The 19,333-nt window shown below is 74.0% G+C and carries 3 protein-coding genes and 1 pseudogene; 1 reads left to right on the forward strand and 3 read right to left on the reverse strand.

All coding sequences use genetic code 11. From position 1 onward, the window contains the following. Positions 1–137 (reverse strand): biotin carboxylase N-terminal domain-containing protein (locus ACZ6ZI_RS31640; RefSeq protein ID WP_150947481.1); only part of this gene is annotated, 137 nt, incomplete at its 3' end. 225 nt (positions 138–362) lie between these two features. On the opposite strand from ACZ6ZI_RS31640, the gene ACZ6ZI_RS31645 reads away from it, so the two are divergent. Then, positions 363–2,006 (forward strand): FAD-binding oxidoreductase, encoded by a 1,644-nt coding sequence (locus tag ACZ6ZI_RS31645; RefSeq protein WP_469526580.1) that lies wholly within the window; start codon positions 363–365, stop codon positions 2,004–2,006. 112 nt (positions 2,007–2,118) lie between these two features. Here ACZ6ZI_RS31645 and ACZ6ZI_RS31650 read toward each other — a convergent pair whose 3' ends face one another. Continuing rightward, on the reverse strand, positions 2,119–8,640 hold the full coding sequence (locus ACZ6ZI_RS31650) for a thioester reductase domain-containing protein (protein WP_469526582.1): 6,522 nt from the start codon (positions 8,638–8,640) through the stop codon (positions 2,119–2,121). A gap of 41 nt (positions 8,641–8,681) precedes the next feature. Then, positions 8,682–19,331: pseudogene (locus ACZ6ZI_RS31655) on the reverse strand (SDR family NAD(P)-dependent oxidoreductase); the annotation flags it as partial. Between the last annotated feature and the right edge of the window lie 2 nt (positions 19,332–19,333).

The raw sequence follows: 19,333 nt of genomic DNA on the forward strand, positions 1-19,333 counted from the left end.
TCGTCTGCCGCGCGGACGTGCAGGGCGTCCCGGTCCGGATCGGCGTAGACGGCTACGCTCGCGATCCCGGCATCCCGGCAGGCCCGAGCAACGCGAACGGCGATCTCGCCACGGTTCGCAATGAGCACCTTACGCACGAACGCTCTCCTCAACTCGGTTGACAGAACCGTTTATCCGGACCGGTCCGAATTCGAACCCAGGACTGATCGAACGTAACGCCGGACGCTTGCCGGCGGCCCACCGGCAGGTAATCAGCGGATGAGGACCGCCAGAGAACGCCTGGTGACCGGGCTGTGATCGGGTGGCCCGGCCCTCGCTTTGCCCACAGCTCATCTCTTCGCGTCCCATGGAGGTATGCGGTCATGTCCGATGTGTCCCGTCGGGGTCTCATGAAAGGCGCCGCGCTGACCGGAGGGGCCCTGGCCCTTCCCGCGGTCGGCGTGGTCTCGGCCGCCGGAGCCGCCGAGGCGGCCCCCGTCACCGAAGGCCCCGAAGCGGTCGCGGCCCGCGCGGCCGCCGCCCCGATCACCGTCACGCCGTCCGACCCCCGCTACAAGGGCCTCATATCGGGCTCCAACCAGCGCTGGGTCGGCACCCCCGACTACGTGCGCATCGTCAGCTCCACCGACCAGGTCGTGCGCGCCGTCCAGGAGGCCGTCGACAAGGGCCTCAAGGTCGTCGTCCGCAGCGGCGGCCACTGCGACGAGGACTTCACCACGAACTCCGAGGTGAAGGTCGTCATCGAGATGTCCGGCCTCAACGACATCTCCTACGACCCCGAGCGCCGCGCCATCGCCGTCGAGCCCGGTGCCCTCCTCGGCACCGTCTACCGCACCCTCTACAAGCGCTGGGGCGTCGTCCTGCCCGGCGGCACCTGCCCCACCGTCGGCGCCGGCGGCCACATCCAGGGCGGCGGCTACGGCGCCCTGTCCCGCTCCCGGGGCCTGACCGTCGACCACCTCTACGCGGTCGAGGTCGTCCACGTCGACCGCCACGGCCGCGCCCGCAAGGTCGTCGCCACCCGAGAGCAGAACGACCCCAACCGCGAACTGTGGTGGGCCCACACCGGCGCCGGCGGCGGCAACTTCGGCGTCGTCACCCGCTACTGGCTGCGCTCCCCCGGCGCCACCGGCAACGACCCCTCACGGCTCCTGCCCAAGGCGCCCTCCGAGGTCCTGCTGTCCGACGTCAGCTGGTCCTGGGCCGACCTGGACGAGGCGAGCTTCACCCGCCTCGCCCGCAACTTCACCGCCTGGCACGAGGCCAACTCGGCCCCCGACTCCCCGGGCCGCTTCCTCTACAGCCAGTTCAAGGCCATGCACAAGGCCGCCGGATACTTCCGGATGAGCACCCAGGTGGACGCCGGCGCCCCCGACCCCGAGGGGCTGCTCGACAGCTTCCTCGCCGCCGTCTCCGAGGGCACCGGCGTGCGCTACAACGTCGGCGACCGCTACCGCGCGCCGTGGCTGTACGCCGTCACCGAATGGTCCGGCTTCGTCGAGGCCGCCGTCCCGCGCTGGAAGTCCAAGGCGGCCTACGTCCGCAAGACCATGCCGCAGGACCAGCTCAAGGCCCTCTACCGCCAGCTGACCCGCGACGACTACGCGGGCCCCTACGGCATGGCCGCCATCGTCAGCTTCGGCGGCAGGATCAACGAGGTGGGCGAGGCGGACACCGCCACCGCGCAGCGCGACTCCGTCGCCAAGATGCTCTACTGCGCGCTGTGGACCGACCCGACGCAGGACGAGCCCAACAAGCGCTGGGTCCGCGAGGCCTACGCCGACGTCTACGCCTCCACCGGCGGCGTGCCGCGCACCGGCGGAGTCAACGACGGCTGCTACATCAACTACGCCGACGCCGACATCGCCGACCCGGCCCTCAACACCTCCGGCACCCCCTGGCACCAGCTGTACTTCAAGGGCAACTACCCGCGGCTCCAGCAGGTCAAGGCCAAGTGGGACCCGCGCAACGTCTTCTCGCACCGCCTGAGCATCCGGCTCCCGTAGCCCGCTCGCGCACGACCGCGCACCGCGCACCGCAGGTGCACCGCGCACCGCACGACACGCGGGAAAGCCCCGCCGGCCCGAGGCCGGCGGGGCTTTCCGTGGGCGTCCCCCGTCACGGGGCCGCCGGGAAGTGGCCTTCCTGGACGAAGAAGTCGACGTACAGCTCGAACAGTTCCTTCGTCAGCACGGGGATCTCGATGCCGGTGCCCTCCAGCGCCGCCGCGGTCTCGGTGGTGTCGATCGGCGGGTAGAAGCCGTCCGTGTCCGACGTCATCATCTCGAAGGCGTCGAGCAGCGGCAGCAGGGCGTTGTCGCCCGCCTTGACCGTGGCGTCCCACGTCTCGCGGTCCACCTCGTCCAGCTCGTAGCCGACGCCGCGCAGGAACTCCGCGCAGCGGCTGAGCGACAGCGAGCTCTGGTTGAAGAGGTGGAAGGTGCGTCCGACCGTGTTCGGCCGGCGCGAGATGCCGGTGATGGCCGCGCTGACGTAGTCGACCGGCAGCAGGTGGAAGCGGCCCTCGGTGCCCTTGGGGACGCTACGGGACTGCACCAGGCCCTTGAGGGTCAGCCAGACGAAGTCACGGGTCTGGCAGGCGCCGTTGACCTGGTCGCCGGAGATCACGTCCACGCGGTAGATCGACACCGGCAGGCCCCGGTCCCGGGCCAGGCCGATGACCTGCTCGGCGACCCACTTGGAGCGCAGGTAGCCGCTGGGCAGGTTCTCCGCCGGGCCGGTCGGGTCGGTCACCTTCAGCGGGACGCCGGGCTCGCGCACCCCGTCGAAGACGCCCACCGTGGAGACGTAGTGCACCGGGACCGTGCGGTGGCGCGCGGCGAGCCGCAGCACCTCCTCGGTGCCCGTGACGTTCGAGGCCTTGAGGGTCTCGTACGGGTGCAGCCAGTGCACGCGGGCGCCGTTGTGGTAGACCACGTCGACCTTGCGGGACAGGGCGTCGAACGCCTCCTCGGTCAGCCCGAGGCGGGGCTCCGCCAGGTCTCCGAGAACCACCGTGAGGCGGTCCTCGTCGATCTCGTCCCACACCCGGTACCACTGGGCGTTGGCCTTGAGCCGCTCCAGCGCGCTCGCCGCGTCCTCGCCGCGCACCAGGGCGTGCACGTGACCGGTGGTGGTGCGCATCAGGTCGCGCAGGAGGAACGCGCCGAGGAAGCCGCTGGCCCCCGTCAGCAGGATCTCCTTGGGGTCGGTGGCGGTCAGGACGACCTCCGCCGCGGGCCGGACGTCGTCCGCGAGGACGATCTCCGCCGCGAAGTCGGTGCCCTTGCGGCCACCGGACTCGGCGACCTCACCGTGCAGGAACGAGGCGAGCGCGGTCGGTGTCGGGTGGTCGAAGACCAGCGTCGGCGGCAGCTTCAGACCCGTGGCGGTGCCCAGCTGGTTGCGCAGCTCGACCGAGGTGAGCGAGTCGAAGCCCAGCGCCGAGAAGGGCTGGTCGACGCTGATCCCGGAGGTGTCGGAGTGTCCGAGCACCGCCGCGACCTGCGCGAGGACGACCTCCAGGACGGCGGCCTCCCGCTCGTGCGGCTCCAGGGCGGCGAGCCGGTCGGCCAGGGTCTCCGTGCTCGCCGAGGTGTTCTGCGCGGCCCGGCGGACCGGCGTGCGCACCAGCTTGCTCAGCAGCACCGGAACCTGGACCTGCTCGCGCAGGGTGGCCAGGTCCATCGGGGTGGCGACCAGGGCCGCGTGACCGATCGTCAGCGCGATGTCCAGGAGGGCGGGGCCCTGCTCGGACTCGACCGGGCGGAAACCGCTGCGGGCGATGCGCTGGAGGTCGGCCTGGTCCAGGTGGCCGGTCATGCCGCTGGTCTGCGACCACAGGCCCCAGGCCAGCGAGGTCGCGGCCTTGCCCTGGGCCCGGCGGTGCTGCGCCAGGCCGTCCAGGTAGTGGTTGGCCGCCGAGTACGTCGACTGGCCGGGGCCGCCGACGACCGCGGCGATCGAGGAGAACAGCACGAACGCCGTCAGGTCCAGGTCCTTCGTCAGCTCGTGCAGGTTCCACGAGGCGTCGACCTTGGGCCGCAGCACCGCGGAGAGCCGCTCGGGGGTCTGCGAGCCGATCAGACCGTCGTCCAGCACACCGGCGGTGTGCAGGACGCCGCGCAGCGGGTACTGCTCCGGGATCTCCGCCAGGACGGCGGCGAGCGCCTCCCGGTCGGCGACGTCGCAGGCCGCTATCGTCACGCGGGCGCCGAGCGCCGTGAGTTCGGCGGCCAGCTCGCCCGCACCGTCGGCGGCCAGGCCGCGCCGGCTGGTGAGCAGCAGGTTCCGCACGCCGTGCTCGGTGACCAGGTGCCGGGCGAACAGGCCGCCCAGGCTGCCGGTGCCACCGGTGATCAGGACGGTGCCCTCGGGGTCCCACGTGCCGGTCGGCGCGGTGTCCGCGTCGGAGATCCGGCCGAGGCGCGGGATGAGGACCCGGCCGCCGCGGACGGCCGCCTGCGGCTCGTCCGAGGCCACGACCTGGGCCAGTATCGCGAACGGCTCGGTGGCCGGGTCGTCGAGGTCGAGGTCGTGGTCGACGAGCACGATGCGGCCGGGGTTCTCCGACTGCGCCGAGCGCAGCAGGCCCCAGACGGTGGCCGCGCCCAGGTCGGTGACGTCCTCCTCGCCGACGGCGACGCCGCCCTTGGTGAGGACCACCAGCTTGGTCTCGGTCAGCCGCTCGTCCTCCAGCCAGTCCTGGACGAGGTCCAGCGCGACGTGCGACGCGGTGTGCACGTCGCGGACGCCGTCCCCGGTGTCCGGGGTCTCCTGGCGGGCCAGGACCACGTCGACGCGCTCGCCGGCGCCGACCACCCGCGCGACCCGCGCGACGTCGGTGAAGCGGCGGTCGCCGAAGCCGTCCTTGCCCAGGGTGGCCCAGTGCGTGGTGTCGCCGGTCGCGACGAGCGGGTACGGGGCCCAGTCGACGTGGAAGAGGGAGTCCCGGTTGCGGGCCAGGGCGTTGGAGACCTCGCCGACGGCGATGGCGCGGCAGGCCACCGTGTCGACGGAGGCGACGGGCCCGCCGCTCTGGTCGGCGAGCTGCACGCGCAGCCCGCCGTCGGCGTCCACCGTCAGCTTCACGCGCAGTCGGGAGGCGCCCGTCGCGTGGAGGCGTACGCCCTTCCAGTCGGTGGAGATCCACACCGCGCCCTCGGGCACGGTGCCGTAGCTGGCCAGGCAGGACGCCGCCAGGGCGACCTCCAGCAGGGCCGGGTGCAGGCCGAAGCCGGCCGGGCTGGTCCGCGCGCCGTCGGGCAGGCTGACCTCCGCGTACACCTCGTTCGCGCCCACGCTCCAGACGGCGTCCAGACCCCGGTAGACCGGGCCGTAGATGTAGCCCTGCGTGGCGAGCTTCTCGTACGCGTCGTCGAGCGGGACCTCCCGCGCGCCGGCGGGCGGCCACTCGGTGAGCTCGAACGGCTCGCCGGTGCCCTGGAAGCTCAGGTGGCCGCGGGCGTTGAGGGTCCACGGCACGTCGGCGTTGTCGGGCCGGGAGTAGACGGCGACCTCGCGGCGGCCGGATCCGTCCGCGGAGCCCACGCTGACCTGGACGTGCATGCCGCCCTTCGCGGGCAGCGCCAGCGGGCCGAGGATCGACATGTCGTCGAGGACGTTCAGGCCCAGCTCGTCGCCGGCCCGGATCGCCATCTCCACCAGGGCGGTGGCGGGCACCAGCGTCTGGTCGAGGACGACGTGGTCGGCGAGCCACGGGTGGGTGCGCAGCGACAACCGGCTGGTGAACAGCACCTGGTCGGCTCCGGCGATGGCCACCGAGGCGCCGAGCAGCGGGTGGTCGGCGGCCTCCAGACCGAGGTCGGAGGCGTCGGCGACGATCCCGGTGGTCTCGACCCAGTACCGCTCGTGCTGGAAGGCGTACGTCGGCAGGTCGGTGCGCGTGGCGCCCGTGCCGGCGTAGAAGCCCTCCCAGCGCACGCCCACGCCCGAGGCGTGCAGCAGGCTGAGCGCGCCGACGAGGGTCTCGGAGTCGGGCAGGCCGCGGCGCAGCAGCGGGACCGCCGCGACGTCGGAGAGGGTGTCGCGCACCAGGGTCGACAGGACGGCGTCCGGGCCGATCTCGGTGAAGGTGGTGGCGCCGAAGCCCTCCATGGTGCGGACGGCGTCGGTGAAGCGGACGGCGCCGCGGACCTGGTCGACCCAGTAGGCGGGGGTGCGCAGGTCGTCGCCGGTGGCGAGCTTGCCGGTGAGGGTGGAGATGACCGGCAGCTGCGGCTTGTTGTAGGTGAGGCCGGCCGCGACCTTCCGGAAGTCCTCCAGCATGGGGTTCATGTGGGGGGAGTGGAAGGCGTGCGAGACGGTGAGGCGCTTGGTCTTGCGACCCAGCTCGGTGATCTTCGCGGCGACCGAGAGGGCCGCCTCCTCGTCGCCGGAGACGACGACCGAGGTCGGGCCGTTGACCGCGGCGATCGCGAGCCGGTCCTCCAGGCCCACGATCAGCGGGAGGACCTCCTCCTCGGTGGCCTGGAGGGAGATCATGGCGCCGCCCTTGGGCAGCTCCTGCATCAGCCGCGCGCGGGCCGCGACCAGCCTGGCCGTGTCGGCGAGGTCGAGGACCCCGGCGATGTGGGCGGCCGTCAGCTCGCCGATCGAGTGCCCGGCGAGGTGGTCGGGCCGGATGCCCCAGGACTCGATCAGCCGGTAGAGGGCCACCTCGACCGCGAACAGCGCGGGCTGGGTGTACGCCGTCTCGTCCAGGCCCTCGCCGGAGACGATGACCTCGCGGATCGGACGGTCCAGGTGCTTGTCCAGCTCGGCGGCGACGGCGTCGAAGGCCCGCGCGTACACGGGGAACGCCGCGTACAGGTCCTCGCCCATCCCGGCACGCTGGGCGCCCTGGCCGGTGAAGACGAACGCGTTGTGGCCGCCCGCCTTCGTACCGCGGACGATGCCCGGAGCCGGCTCGCCGGCGGCCAGCGACCGCAGGCCGTCCAGCAGGGCGTCGCGGTCCGCGCCGACGACCACCGCGCGCTGCTCCAGCGCCGCGCGGCCGGTGGCCAGCGAGAACGCCACGTCCAGCGGGGAGCGGGTCGGGTCGGCCTCGACGTGGGCGAGGAGGCGGGCCGCCTGCCCGGCGAGCGCGTCGGGGGTCTTGGCCGACAGCGCCCACGGGAGGACCGGCAGCACGTGCGTGGGAGCGGCCTCGGCGGCCCCCTCGCCCTCGGCGGCCGGGGCCGCCTCGGGGGCCGGCGGCTCCTCCAGGATGACGTGGGCGTTGGTGCCGCTCACGCCGAACGCGGAGACGCCCGCCCGGCGCGCGTGCCCGTACTCGGGCCACGGGCGGGCCTCGGTGAGCAGCGAGACCGCGCCGGACTCCCAGTCGACCATGGGGGTGGGCTCGTCGATGTTCAGGGTCTTGGGGAGCACCCCGTGCCGCATCGCCATGATCATCTTGATCACGCCGCCCGCGCCGGCCGCCGCGACGCTGTGCCCGATGTTGGACTTCAGCGAGCCCAGGTACAGCGGCTGGTCCGCCGGACGGTTCTGCCCGTACGTCGCCAGCAGCGCCTGCGCCTCGATCGGGTCGCCGAGCCGGGTGCCGGTGCCGTGCGCCTCGACCACGTCCACGTCGGAGGCGAACAGCTTGGCGGAGGCGAGCGCCTGGTGGATGACCCGCTCCTGGGAGGGGCCGTTGGGGGCGGTCAGACCGTTGGACGCGCCGTCCTGGTTGACGGCGGTGCCGCGGATGATCGCCAGGACCTCGTGGCCGTTGCGCCGCGCGTCCGACAGCTTCTCGACGAGGAGCAGGCCCACGCCCTCCGACCAGGCGGTGCCGTCGGCGGCCGCCGCGAAGGACTTGATGCGGCCGTCCTCGGCGAGCCCGTTCTGCCGGGAGAAGTCGACGAACCCGCTCGGGTGGCCGGAGACGGTCGAACCGCCCGCCAGCGCCATCGTCGACTCGCCCTTGCGCACCGACTGCACGGCCAGGTGCAGCGCCACCAGCGAGGAGGAGCACGCCGTGTCCACGGACACGGCCGGCCCCTCGAAGCCGAAGGTGTAGGCGATGCGGCCCGAGGCCACCGCGCTCAGCTTGCTGGTCATCAGGTAGCCCTCGAGCTCCTCCGGGCCCTCCAGGCCCAGGTAGCTCTGCTCCACGACGCCCGCGAAGACACCGACCTGCGTGCCGCGCAGCGAGTTCGGGTCGATGCCCGCCTGCTCGAAGGTCTCCCACGCGGTCTCCAGCAGCACGCGCTGCTGCGGGTCCATCGCGAGGGCCTCGCGCGGCGAGATCCCGAAGAAGCCGGGGTCGAAGAGGGCCGCCCCGTCGAGGAACCCGCCCTTCTTCGTGTACGACTTGCCGGGCTTGCCGCGCTCCGGGTCGTAGATGGCGTCGATGTCCCACCCGCGGTCCTCGGGCCAGTCGGTGATCCCGTCGGCCCCGTCCGTGACGAGCTTCCACAGGGTCTCGGGCGAGGTCACCCCGCCCGGGAAACGGCAGGCCATACCGACGATGGCGACCGGCTCGTCGGTGCCGGCCTCCAGCTCGGCGAGTCGCTTGCGCGCCTTCTGCAGGTCGGTGGTGACCCACTTCAGGTACTCGACCATCTTCTGTTCTTTGGACGCGGCGGGATCCGAAGACGCTGCCGGTCCGTTGTGCTGGGTCTCATTGGACATGAGAGATCAACTTCTCCTCAGAGCTGCGTACGTCGGGACCGTCAGTTCGCGGAACGGCCGAGCTGGTTGTCGATGAAATCGAACAGGTCGTCCGTGGAGGCGGACTCGATCGTGTCGGCGAGGTCGTCGGAGCCTCCCGTCGGGCCGGCCGTCTCGTTCAGTCGGGACAGGATGGTCTGGAGGCGGACGGAGACCGTCGAGCGCGTACGGCTGTCCTCGGCGAGGGCGGCGAGCGCCGCCTCCAGCCGGTCCAGTTCCGCCAGCGCGGGCTCCTCGCCCTCGCCGGCGCCGTCGGGCGCCACCTCGCCGAGCACGTGCTCGGCGAGCGCCGTCGGGTTCGGGTGGTCGAAGACCACGGTCGCGGACAGGCGCACCCCCGTCGCGGCGTTGAGCCGGTTGCGCAGCTCCACCGCCGTCATCGAGTCGAAGCCCATCTCTTGGAAGGCCCGGTCGGCCTGCACCGCGTCCTGTCCGGCGTGGCCCAGTACCGTCGCCACCTCGGACCGGACGAGGTCCAGCACCGCCTGCTGCCGCTCCAGCGGGGACAGCCCCGCCAGCCGGGTCGAGAGCAGTTCGACGGAAGCCCCGCCGGACTGCGCGGCCCGCCGGTTCGCCACCCGCACCAGCGAGCGGAACACCGGCGGCACCAGGCCGTGCGCCCGCATCGCGGACAGGTCGACCGGCAGCGCCACGACCGCCGAGGTGCTCATCGCCAGCGCCGAGTCGAAGAGCGCGGTGCCCTCCTTCGGCGACACCGGCTTGAAGCCCTCGCGGCCGAACCGCTTGAGGTCGTTCTCGTCCAGTCCCGCGTTGATCCCGTAGCTCAGGCCCCACAGGCCCCACGCCAGGGAGGTCGCCGCGAGTCCGAGGCCCGCCCGGTGGGCGGCGAGCCCGTCCAGGAAGGCGTTGGCCGCCGCGTAGTTGGACTGGCCGGGGCCACCGATGACACCGACGCTGGAGGAGAACAGCACGAACGCCGACAGGTCGAGGTCCGCGGTCAGCTCGTGCAGGTGCCAGGCCGCGTCCGCCTTCGGCCGCAGCACGGCGTCCAGGCTGTCCGGGCTCAGTGCCGCGATCAGACCGTTGTCGAGGACACCGGCCGTGTGCACCACGCCCTTCAGCGGGTGCTCCGCCGGGACGGCCGCCAGTACGGACGCCAGCGCCGCGCGGTCGGAGACGTCCACCGCCGCGAGCGTGACCTCGGCGCCCAGGGCGGCGAGCTCCTCGCGCAGCTCCCCGGCCCCGGGGGCCGACGGGCCGCGCCGGCTCGCCAGGACGAGGTGGCGCACCCCGTGCTCGGCGACCAGGTGCCGGGCGAACAGGCCGCCCAGCGCGCCGGTGCCACCGGTGATCAACACCGTGCCCTCCGGGTCCCACGCCGTCGCCCGCGCCCCGGCCTCGACGGCCCGGGCGTCGCCGGCGGCGAGCCGGCGCAGCCTCGGCAGCAGCACCGCGCCGCCGCGCACCGCCGCCTGCGGCTCACCCGAGGCGAGCACCGCGGACAGGGCACCGACCGGCACGGTCGCGTCGCCCGGGTGGTCCAGGTCGACCAGCACGACCCGGTCCGGGGCCTCTGCCTGCGCCGAGCGCAGCAGACCCCACACCGTCGCCGACGCGGGCTCGGGAACCCCGGCGCCGGCGTCGACCGCGCCCCGGGTGACGACCACCAGACGGGTGGCCTCCAACCGGTCGTCGGCCAGCCAGTCCTGGAGCAGGGCCAGCGCGCCCCGCGCGGCGGAGTGGGCCGAGCCCACCACGTCGTCGGAGGGGCCGTCGGCGACGGCCCACGCCAGCACGGCGTCCACGGCCGCGCCCGCGTCGGCGGCCTTCCCGACGGCCGCGACGTCCTCGAAGGACGGGCCGTCGAAGGAGGCCTGCTCGGCGGCGCCGCCGCCCAGCACACCCCAACGGATCCGCTCGGCGGGCTCCGCCAGGGCGCTCGCCACCCAGTCGACCTGGAACAGCGGCCTGCTGCCGCCCTCGGACGCGGCGAACTCGGCGTCCGGCACGTCCCGGAAGACCAGCCGCCCGATCGAGGCGACGGCCCGGTCCTGCGCGTCGGCCAGGGTCACCGTCACGGCGCCCTGCGGGTCACCCTCCAGCGGGGCGATCCGCACCCGCACGGTCGTGGCACCGCTCGCGTACAGCCGTACGTCCTCCCAGCGCGCCGGGATCCGCGTCGTACCGGCCGCGCCCGTGCCCGCGGCGGCGGCGACGGCCGCCTCCAGCAGCGCCGGGTGCAGCTCGTAGGCGGCGGCGTCGGGCAGGAGCTCCTCCGACAGGGCGGTCTCCGCGGCCTCGCCCACCGGGTCGGCGGGCGCACCGGCGGCGACGGTCTCGAACAGACCGCGGGCGTGGACCGTCCAGGCGGCCTCCGCCTCGTCCGCGCGGGTGTGCACCGTGAACGGCCGGCGGCCCTCCCCGTCCACCGGGCCCACGCCCAGCTGGAGCTGGAGCGCGGCGTCCCCGTGCAGCACCACCGGGGCGCTCAGGTCCAACTCGGCCAGACCGCCGAGGCCCAGCTCGTCGCTCGCCCGCACGGCCAGCTCCACCAGAGCGGAGCCCGGCAGCACGGGGGCGTCGAAGACGGCCTGCCCCTCCAGCCACGGGTGGCTGCGCACCGACAGCCGGGAGGTGAACAGCACCTGGTCGGAGCCCGCGATGGTGACGGCCGCGCCGAGCAGCGGGTGCCCGGTCGGGTTCAGACCGAACCCGGCGTCCGCCGCGGCGCCCGACCCCTTCAGCCAGAAGGCCTCGTGGCGGAAGGCGTACGTCGGCAGGGCCACCGGGAGGGCGCCCGAACCGGCGAAGTAGGCCTCCCAGTCGACGCGCACGCCCCGGCTGTGCAGCCGGCCGACGCCCGCGAGGAGGGTCTCCCCCTCGGGCCGGCCCCGCCGCACCAGCGGCACGGCCACCGCCGCGTCCAGGGTGTCCTGGGCGAGTGCGGTGAGGACGGCGTCGGGGCCGATCTCGGTGAAGGTGCTCGCGCCCAGGGCCTCCAGGGTGCGGACGGCGTGGGTGAAGCGGACGGCGCCGCGGACCTGGTCGGCCCAGTAGGCGGGGGTGCGCAGGTCGTCGCCGGTGGCGAGCTCGCCGGTCAGGGTGGAGACGACCGGGATGCGCGGCTCGGCGTAGGTGATGCTCGCGGCGACGGCGGTGAGCTCCTCCAGCATCCCGTCCATGTGGGGGGAGTGGAAGGCGTGCGAGACGCTCAGCCGCTTGGTCTTGCGACCCTGCGCCTCGAACCGCTCCGCCACCTGCAGCGCCGCGTCCTCGTCGCCGGAGATCACGACGGACGAGGGCCCGTTGATCGCGGCGATGGCCAGCCGGTCCGCCAGGCCTTCGAGCAGCGGGAGGACTTCCTCCTCGGTGGCCTGGAGGGCGATCATGGCGCCGCCGGTGGGCAGGGCCTGCATGAGCCTGGCGCGGGCGGCGACGAGTTTGGCGGCGTCGGGGAGGGTGAGGACGCCGGCGATGTGGGCGGCGGAGATCTCACCGATGGAGTGGCCGGCGAGGTAGTCGGCCTTGACGCCCCAGGACTCGATCAGGCGGTGGAGGGCGACCTCGACGGCGAAGAGGGCGGGTTGGGTGTTGCCGGTCTCGTCGAGGCCCTCGCCGGAGGTGATGACCTCGCGGATCGGACGCTCCAGGTGTCGGTCGAGTTCGGCGGCGACGGCGTCGAAGGCGGCGGCGTAGACGGGGAAGGAGGCGTACAGCTCCTCGCCCATCCCGACGCGCTGCGCGCCCTGACCCGTGAACAGGAACGCCGACTTCCCGGCGGCCTTCGCACCCTGGACCACCGCCGGCGAGACCTCGCCCGCCGCCAGCGCCCGCAGACCCGCGAGCAGGGCCTCACGATCGGCGCCGACCACCACGGCCCGGTGCTCGAACAGGGAACGGGCCGTCGCCAGCGACAGACCGATGTCCCGGGGCTCCGCCCCGGACGCCGCCTCCAGCAGCCGCTCCGCCTGCGCGGTGACCGCCTCGGGGGTCTTCCCGGACAGCAGCCACGGCACCACCGGCAGCGGTTCGCCGGCCTCCCGCGCCGGCTCCGGCCGGGCCGCGGGCTGCTCGATCACCACGTGCGCGTTGGTCCCGCTGATGCCGAACGAGGAGATGCCCGCGCGACGCGGACGCCCGTACGACTCCCACGCGCGCGCCTCGGTCAGCAGCGAGACGGCGCCCGCCTCCCAGTCGACGTGCCCGGACGGCGCGTCCACGTGCAGGGTCCGCGGCAGCACCTCGTGGCGCATGGCCTCGATCATCTTGATGACGCTGCCCACGCCGGCCGCGGCCTGCGTGTGCCCGATGTTCGACTTCAGCGAGCCCAGCCACAGCGGCCGGTCCTCGGAACGCCCCTGACCGTAGGTGGCCAGCAGCGCCTGCGCCTCGATCGGGTCGCCGAGGGTGGTGCCGGTGCCGTGCGCCTCGACCACGTCCACGTCGGCCGTGTCCAGACCGGCGTTGGCCAGGGCCTGGCGGATGACCCGCTCCTGGGAGGGGCCGTTGGGGGCGGTCAGCCCGTTGGAGGCGCCGTCCTGGTTGATGGCCGAACCCCGGATCACCGCGAGGACGGTGTGTCCGTTGCGCTCGGCGTCGGAGAGCCGCTCCACGAGCAGCAGGCCGACACCCTCCGACCAGCCGGTGCCGTCGGAACCGGCCGCGAACGGCTTGCACCGGCCGTCGGGGGACAGCCCGCGCTGACGCGAGAACTCCACGAAGGTCGTCGGCGTCGACATGACCGTCGCCCCACCGGCGAGCGCCAGGTCGCACTCACCGGAACGCAGCGCGTTCGCCGCCATGTGCAGGGCCACCAGGGACGAGGAGCAGGCCGTGTCGACGGTGACCGCCGGACCCTCCAGACCCAGGTTGTACGAGACGCGGCCCGAGGCGACGCTGCCCGCGTTGCCGCTGGCCAGATAGCCCTCCAGGTCCTCGGGGATCGTCGCGAGACCGGAGCCGTAGTCGTGGTACATCACGCCGGCGAACACGCCGGTACGGCTGCCGCGCAGCGCGGCCGGGACCAGGCCCGCGTTCTCGATGGTCTCCCAGGCCGTCTCCAGCAGCAGGCGCTGCTGCGGGTCGGTGGCCAGCGCCTCGCGCGGCGACATCCCGAAGAACTCCGGGTCGAACAGGTCCGCCTCGTGCAGGAAGCCGCCGCCCCGGGCGTACGTGGTGCCCGTGTGGTCGGGGTCCGGGTGGTAGAGGTTGTCCAGGTCCCAGCCGCGGTTGGACGGGAACGGGGTGATCGCGTCCGTGCCTTCGGAGACCAGCTTCCACAGGTCGGCCGGGGAGGACACCCCGCCCGGGTAGCGGCAGGCCATGCCGACGATCGCGATCGGCTCCAGCGAACCGGTGTCCGCCGCCACCTTGACCGGCGCCGCGCCCTGCTCGCCGCCGAACAGCTCGGACGACAGGTGCGCGGCCAGCGCCGCCGGGTTCGGGTAGTCGAAGACGAGGGTGCTCGGCAGCCGCATGCCCGTGGTGGAGTTCAGCTGGTTGCGCAGCTCCACGGCGGTCAGCGAGTCGAAGCCCAGCTCCTGGAAGGCGCGTTCGGCGTCGATGCTGCTGTGGTCGGAGTGCCCGAGGACCGCCGCGACCTGCGAGCGCACCAGGTCGGTGAGGGCCTGGTCCCGCTCGGCCGGCGACAGCCCGCCCAGGCGCTGGGCCAGCGAGGAACCGCCGGCCGCCTGGGAGGAGGCCGCCGCCCGCCGCGGGGCGGCCGTGACCAGCCCGCGGAAGAGCAGGTGCGGTCCGTCCGCCTGCTTGCGCAGCGCGGCCGTGTTCAGCCGGGTCGCGGCGAGCACCGCCTCACCCGTGCCGGGGGCCGCGTCGAAGAGGTCCATGGCGTCCGCCGAGGACAGCGGCAGCAGACCGGTGCGCTCGATGCGCTTGAGGTCGGCCTCCTCCAGCTGCCCGCTGATGGTGGAGGCCTGCGCCCACAGGCCCCAGGCCAGCGACGTGCCGGGCAGGCCCCGGGACTGCCGGTACTGGGCGAGGGCGTCGAGGAAGGTGTTGCCGGCCGCGTAGTTGGCCTGGCCGGCGTTGCCGATCAGGCCCGCGATCGAGGAGTAGAGGACGAACGCCGACAGGTCGAGGTCCTTCGTCAGCTCGTGCAGGTTCCAGGCCGCGTCCACCTTCGGCTGGAGGACCTTCGCGAGCCGCTCCGGGGTCAGCGAGGACAGCAGGCCGTCGTCCAGCACGCCGGCCGTGTGCACGACCGCGCCCAGCGGGCGGTCCGCCGGGATCGCGTCGAGCACGGCGGTCAGCGCCGCCCGGTCGGCGACGTCGCAGGCGGCGACGGTGACCTCGGCGCCGAGCCCGGTCAGCTCGTCGCGCAGCTCCGCCGCGCCCGCCGCCTCGATGCCGCGCCGGCTGAGCAGCAGCAGGTGCCGCGCGCCGTGCTCGGTGACCAGGTGCCGGGCCAGTACGCCGCCCAGCGCGCCCGTCGCACCGGTGATCAGGGTCGTGCCCCGGTCCCAGCGGGCCGTGCGCGCCTCGGGGTCCTGCTGCGTGCGCGCCAGCCGCGGCACCCGCAGCTCCGTACCGCGCACCGCGACCTGCGGCTCGCCCGAGGCCACGGCGGCCACGGGGAAGCGGGGGTCGGAGACGTCCAGGTCGACCAGGACGATCCGGCCCGGGTTCTCGCTCTGCGCCACGCGCAGCAGACCCCAGGCGGCGGCGTGCGTCAGGTCGGTGACCGGCTCGCCGACGGTGGTGGCGAGGCCGCCCCGGGTGACCACCACGAGGGTGGAGTCGGCGACCCGCTCGTCCGCCAACCAGGACTGCGCCGTGGCCAGCAGCTCCCGCACCGCCTCGTGCGTGGCGACCGGCACCGACGCCGAGGCGTCGACCGGCTCCAGGGCCAGCAGCACCGTGGCGGGCACGCTCTCCAGGGCCGCCACCTCCTCCAGGGAGGCGTACGAGGCGGCGCCCGCGACCGTGAGGTCGCCGACGACGGCCCAACCGGAGGTGTCGACCGAGCCCGCGCCCGCGGCGGGCAGCGCGTTCCAGGCGACCTTGAACAGGCCGTCGCGGGCCGCGGAGTTCGCCTCGCGCAGCGCCTCCTTCGACAGCGGGCGCAGCAGCAGCGACTCGACGGTGGCCACCGGGGCGCCCGTACCGTCGGCCACCGTCAGCGAGGCCACCTCGGGGCCGGTCAGCGTGATCCGCACGCGCAGCGTCGCGGCGCCGGTCGCGTGGACGCTCACCCCGGACCAGGAGAACGGCAGCAGCGCCACCCGGTCCTCGTCCACCACACCCGGCAGCAGCGGGTGCAGCGCGGAGTCCAACAGCGAGGGGTGCAACAGGAAACGGCCGGCGTCGGCGCGCTGCGCGTCGGGCAGCGTCAGCTCGGCGAAGATCTGCCCGTCGCCCTTCCAGGCGCGGCGCAGGCCCTGGAAGGCCGGCCCGTACGCGTAGTCCTGGGCGGCGAGCCGCTCGTAGACCCCCTCCAGGGAGACCTCGGTGGCCCCGGCCGGGGGCCACACCATCAGGGCCTCGCCGCCGGACCCGCCGGCCGGGGCCAGCAGGCCCTTGGCGTTGAGGGTCCACGGGCGGGCCTCGGCGGGGGCGTCGGCGGCGTCGCCGTCGTGGCGGGAGTAGACGTCGATGGCGCGGCGGCCGGCGCCGTCCGCCTCGCCCACCACCAGCTGGAGCTGGACACCGCCGCTCTCGGGCAGCACCAGCGGCGCCGACAGGGTCAGTTCCTCGATCTGCGGGGTGCCGAGCCGCTCGCCGGCCAGCACGGCCAGCTCGACGAAGCCGGTGCCCGGCAGCAGGACCGTGCCGAGGACGGCGTGGTCGGCGAGCCAGGGGTGCGAGCGCAGCGACAGCCGGCTGGTGAACAGGGTCTGCTCGCCGTCGGCCAGGTCCAGGGTGGCGCCGAGGATCGGGTGGTCCGTCGCGCTCAGGCCCAGGCCCGTCGCGTCGGCGGCGGCCTCGACCCGGTCGAGCCAGTAGCGCTCGCGCTGGAAGGCGTACGTCGGCAGGTCGGGGGAGTCCCCTTCCGGCGCGCCCAGGTACGCGGCCCAGTCGACCCTGCCGGTACGGGCGTGGAGCTGCCCGGCGGCCAGGACGAGCTGCTGCGCCTCGGGACGGCCCGCGCGCAGGGTGGCGACGGCGAGGACGTTGCCGGCGCCCTCGACGGAACCGGCGGCGAGTGCGGTGAGGACGGCGTCGGGGCCGATCTCGGTGAAGGTGCTCGCGCCCAGGGCCTCCAGGGTGCGGACGGCGTGGGTGAAGCGGACGGCGCCGCGGACCTGGTCGGCCCAGTAGGCGGGGGTGCGCAGGTCGTCGCCGGTGGCGAGTTCGCCGGTGAGGGTGGAGACGACCGGGATGCGCGGCTCGGCGTAGGTGATGCTCGCGGCGACGGCGGTGAGCTCCTCCAGCATCCCGTCCATGTGGGGGGAGTGGAAGGCGTGCGAGACGCTCAGCCGCTTGGTCTTGCGACCCTGCGCCTCGAACCGCTCCGCCACGTGCAGCGCCGCGTCCTCGTCGCCGGAGATCACGACGGACGAGGGCCCGTTGATCGCGGCGATGGCCAGCCGGTCCGCCAGGCCTTCGAGCAGCGGGAGGACTTCCTCCTCGGTGGCCTGGAGGGCGATCATGGCGCCGCCGGTGGGCAGGGCCTGCATGAGCCTGGCGCGGGCGGCGACGAGTTTGGCGGCGTCGGGGAGGGTGAGGACGCCGGCGATGTGGGCGGCGGAGATCTCGCCGATGGAGTGGCCGGCGAGGTAGTCGGCCTTGACGCCCCAGGACTCGATGAGGCGGTAGAGGGCGACCTCGACGGCGAAGAGGGCGGGTTGGGTGTTGCCGGTCTCGTCGAGGCCCTCGCCGGAGGTGATGACCTCGCGGATCGGACGCTCCAGGTGTCGGTCGAGTTCGGCGGTGACGGCGTCGAAGGCGGCGGCGTAGACGGGGAAGGAGGCGTACAGCTCCTCGCCCATCCCGACGCGCTGCGCGCCCTGACCCGTGAACAGGAACGCCGACTTCCCGGCGGCCTTCGCACCCTGGACCACCGCCGGCGAGACCTCGCCCGCCGCCAGCGCCCGCAGACCCGCGAGCAGGGCCTCACGGTCGGCGCCCGCCACCACCGCACGGTGGTCGAACAGCGCCCGCCGGCCGATCAGCGCCCGGCCCACCTCGGCCGGGTCCGGCTCCGCGCCGCCCTCGGCGTACGCCAGCAGGCGCGCGGCCTGACCGGCCACGGCCTCGGCGGTCTTGCCGGACAGCACCCACGGCACCACCGGCACGGCGGTCGTCGCGGTCGCGGCGGCCGGCGCGACCGGCGCCGCCTCGTCCGCGTCCCGCACGGGCTCCTCGACCGGAGCCTCCTCGATCACCACGTGGGCGTTGGTGCCGCCGAAGCCGAACGAGGACACGCCCGCACGGCGCGGCGTCCCCGTCTCGGGCCACTGCCGGGCCTCCTGGAGCAGCGAGACGGCGCCCGCCTCCCAGTCGATCCGCGACGAGGGCTCCTCGGCGTGCAGCGTCTTCGGCATGAACCCGTGCCGGATCGCCTGCACCATCTTGATGATGCCGCCGACACCGGCCGCGGCCTGGCTGTGCCCGATGTTCGACTTCAGCGAGCCCAGGTACAGCGGCCGGTCCGACGGCCGGTCCTGGCCGTACGTCGCCAGCAGGGCCTGCGCCTCGATCGGGTCGCCCAGCGAGGTGCCCGTACCGTGCGCCTCGACCAGGTCCACGTCGGCCGTGGTCAGACCGGCGTTCGCCAGGGCCTGGAGGATCACGCGCTCCTGCGAGGGACCGTTCGGGGCGGTCAGCCCGTTGGAGGCGCCGTCCTGGTTGACGGCCGTACCGCGGATGACCGCCAGCACCCGGTGCCCGTTGCGGCGGGCGTCGGAGAGGCGCTCCACCAGCAGCAGACCCACGCCCTCGGCCCAGCCGGTGCCGTCCGCGTGCTCGGAGAAGGACTTGCAGCGGCCGTCGGCCGACAGACCGCGCAGCCGGGAGAACTCGATGAACGCGGTCGGCGTCGACATGACGGCCGCGCCGCCGGCGAGCGCGAGGTCGCACTCGCCGGCACGCAGCGCGTTCGCCGCCATGTGCATGGCCACCAAGGAGGAGGAGCAGGCCGTGTCGACGGTCACCGTCGGCCCCTCCAGGCCGAAGGTGTACGCGAGCCGGCCCGAGGCGATGCTGCCCGCGCTGCCGCTGAACAGGTAGCCCTCGTTGCCCTCGGCGGGCAGGTCGGGCCGCGAGCCGTAGTCGTTGTACATCAGACCGGTGAAGACGCCGGTACGGCTGCCGCGCAGCGACGCCGGGTCGATGCCGGCCCGCTCGAACGCCTCCCACGTGGTCTCCAGCAGCAGGCGCTGCTGCGGGTCCACGGCGAGCGCCTCGCGCGGCGACATCCCGAAGAACTCCGGGTCGAACCGGTCGGCCTCGTGCAGGAAGCCGCCCTCGGCCGTGTACGAGGTACCGGCCGCGTCCGGGTCGGTGTCGTACAGCCGCTCCAGGTCCCAGCCGCGGTTGACGGGGAAGCCGCTGACCGCGTCCACCTCGTCGGTGACCAGCTGCCAGAGGTCCTCGGGGGTGGCGACCCCGCCGGGGTAACGGCAGGCCATCCCGACGATCGCGATGGGCTCCTGCGCCTTGTCCTCGACCTCGCGCAGACGCTTCTTCGCGTCCCGGGCATCGGCGATCGCCCGCTTGAGGTACTCCCGGAGTT

This window comes from Streptomyces sp. NPDC103540, from assembly GCF_055584445.1.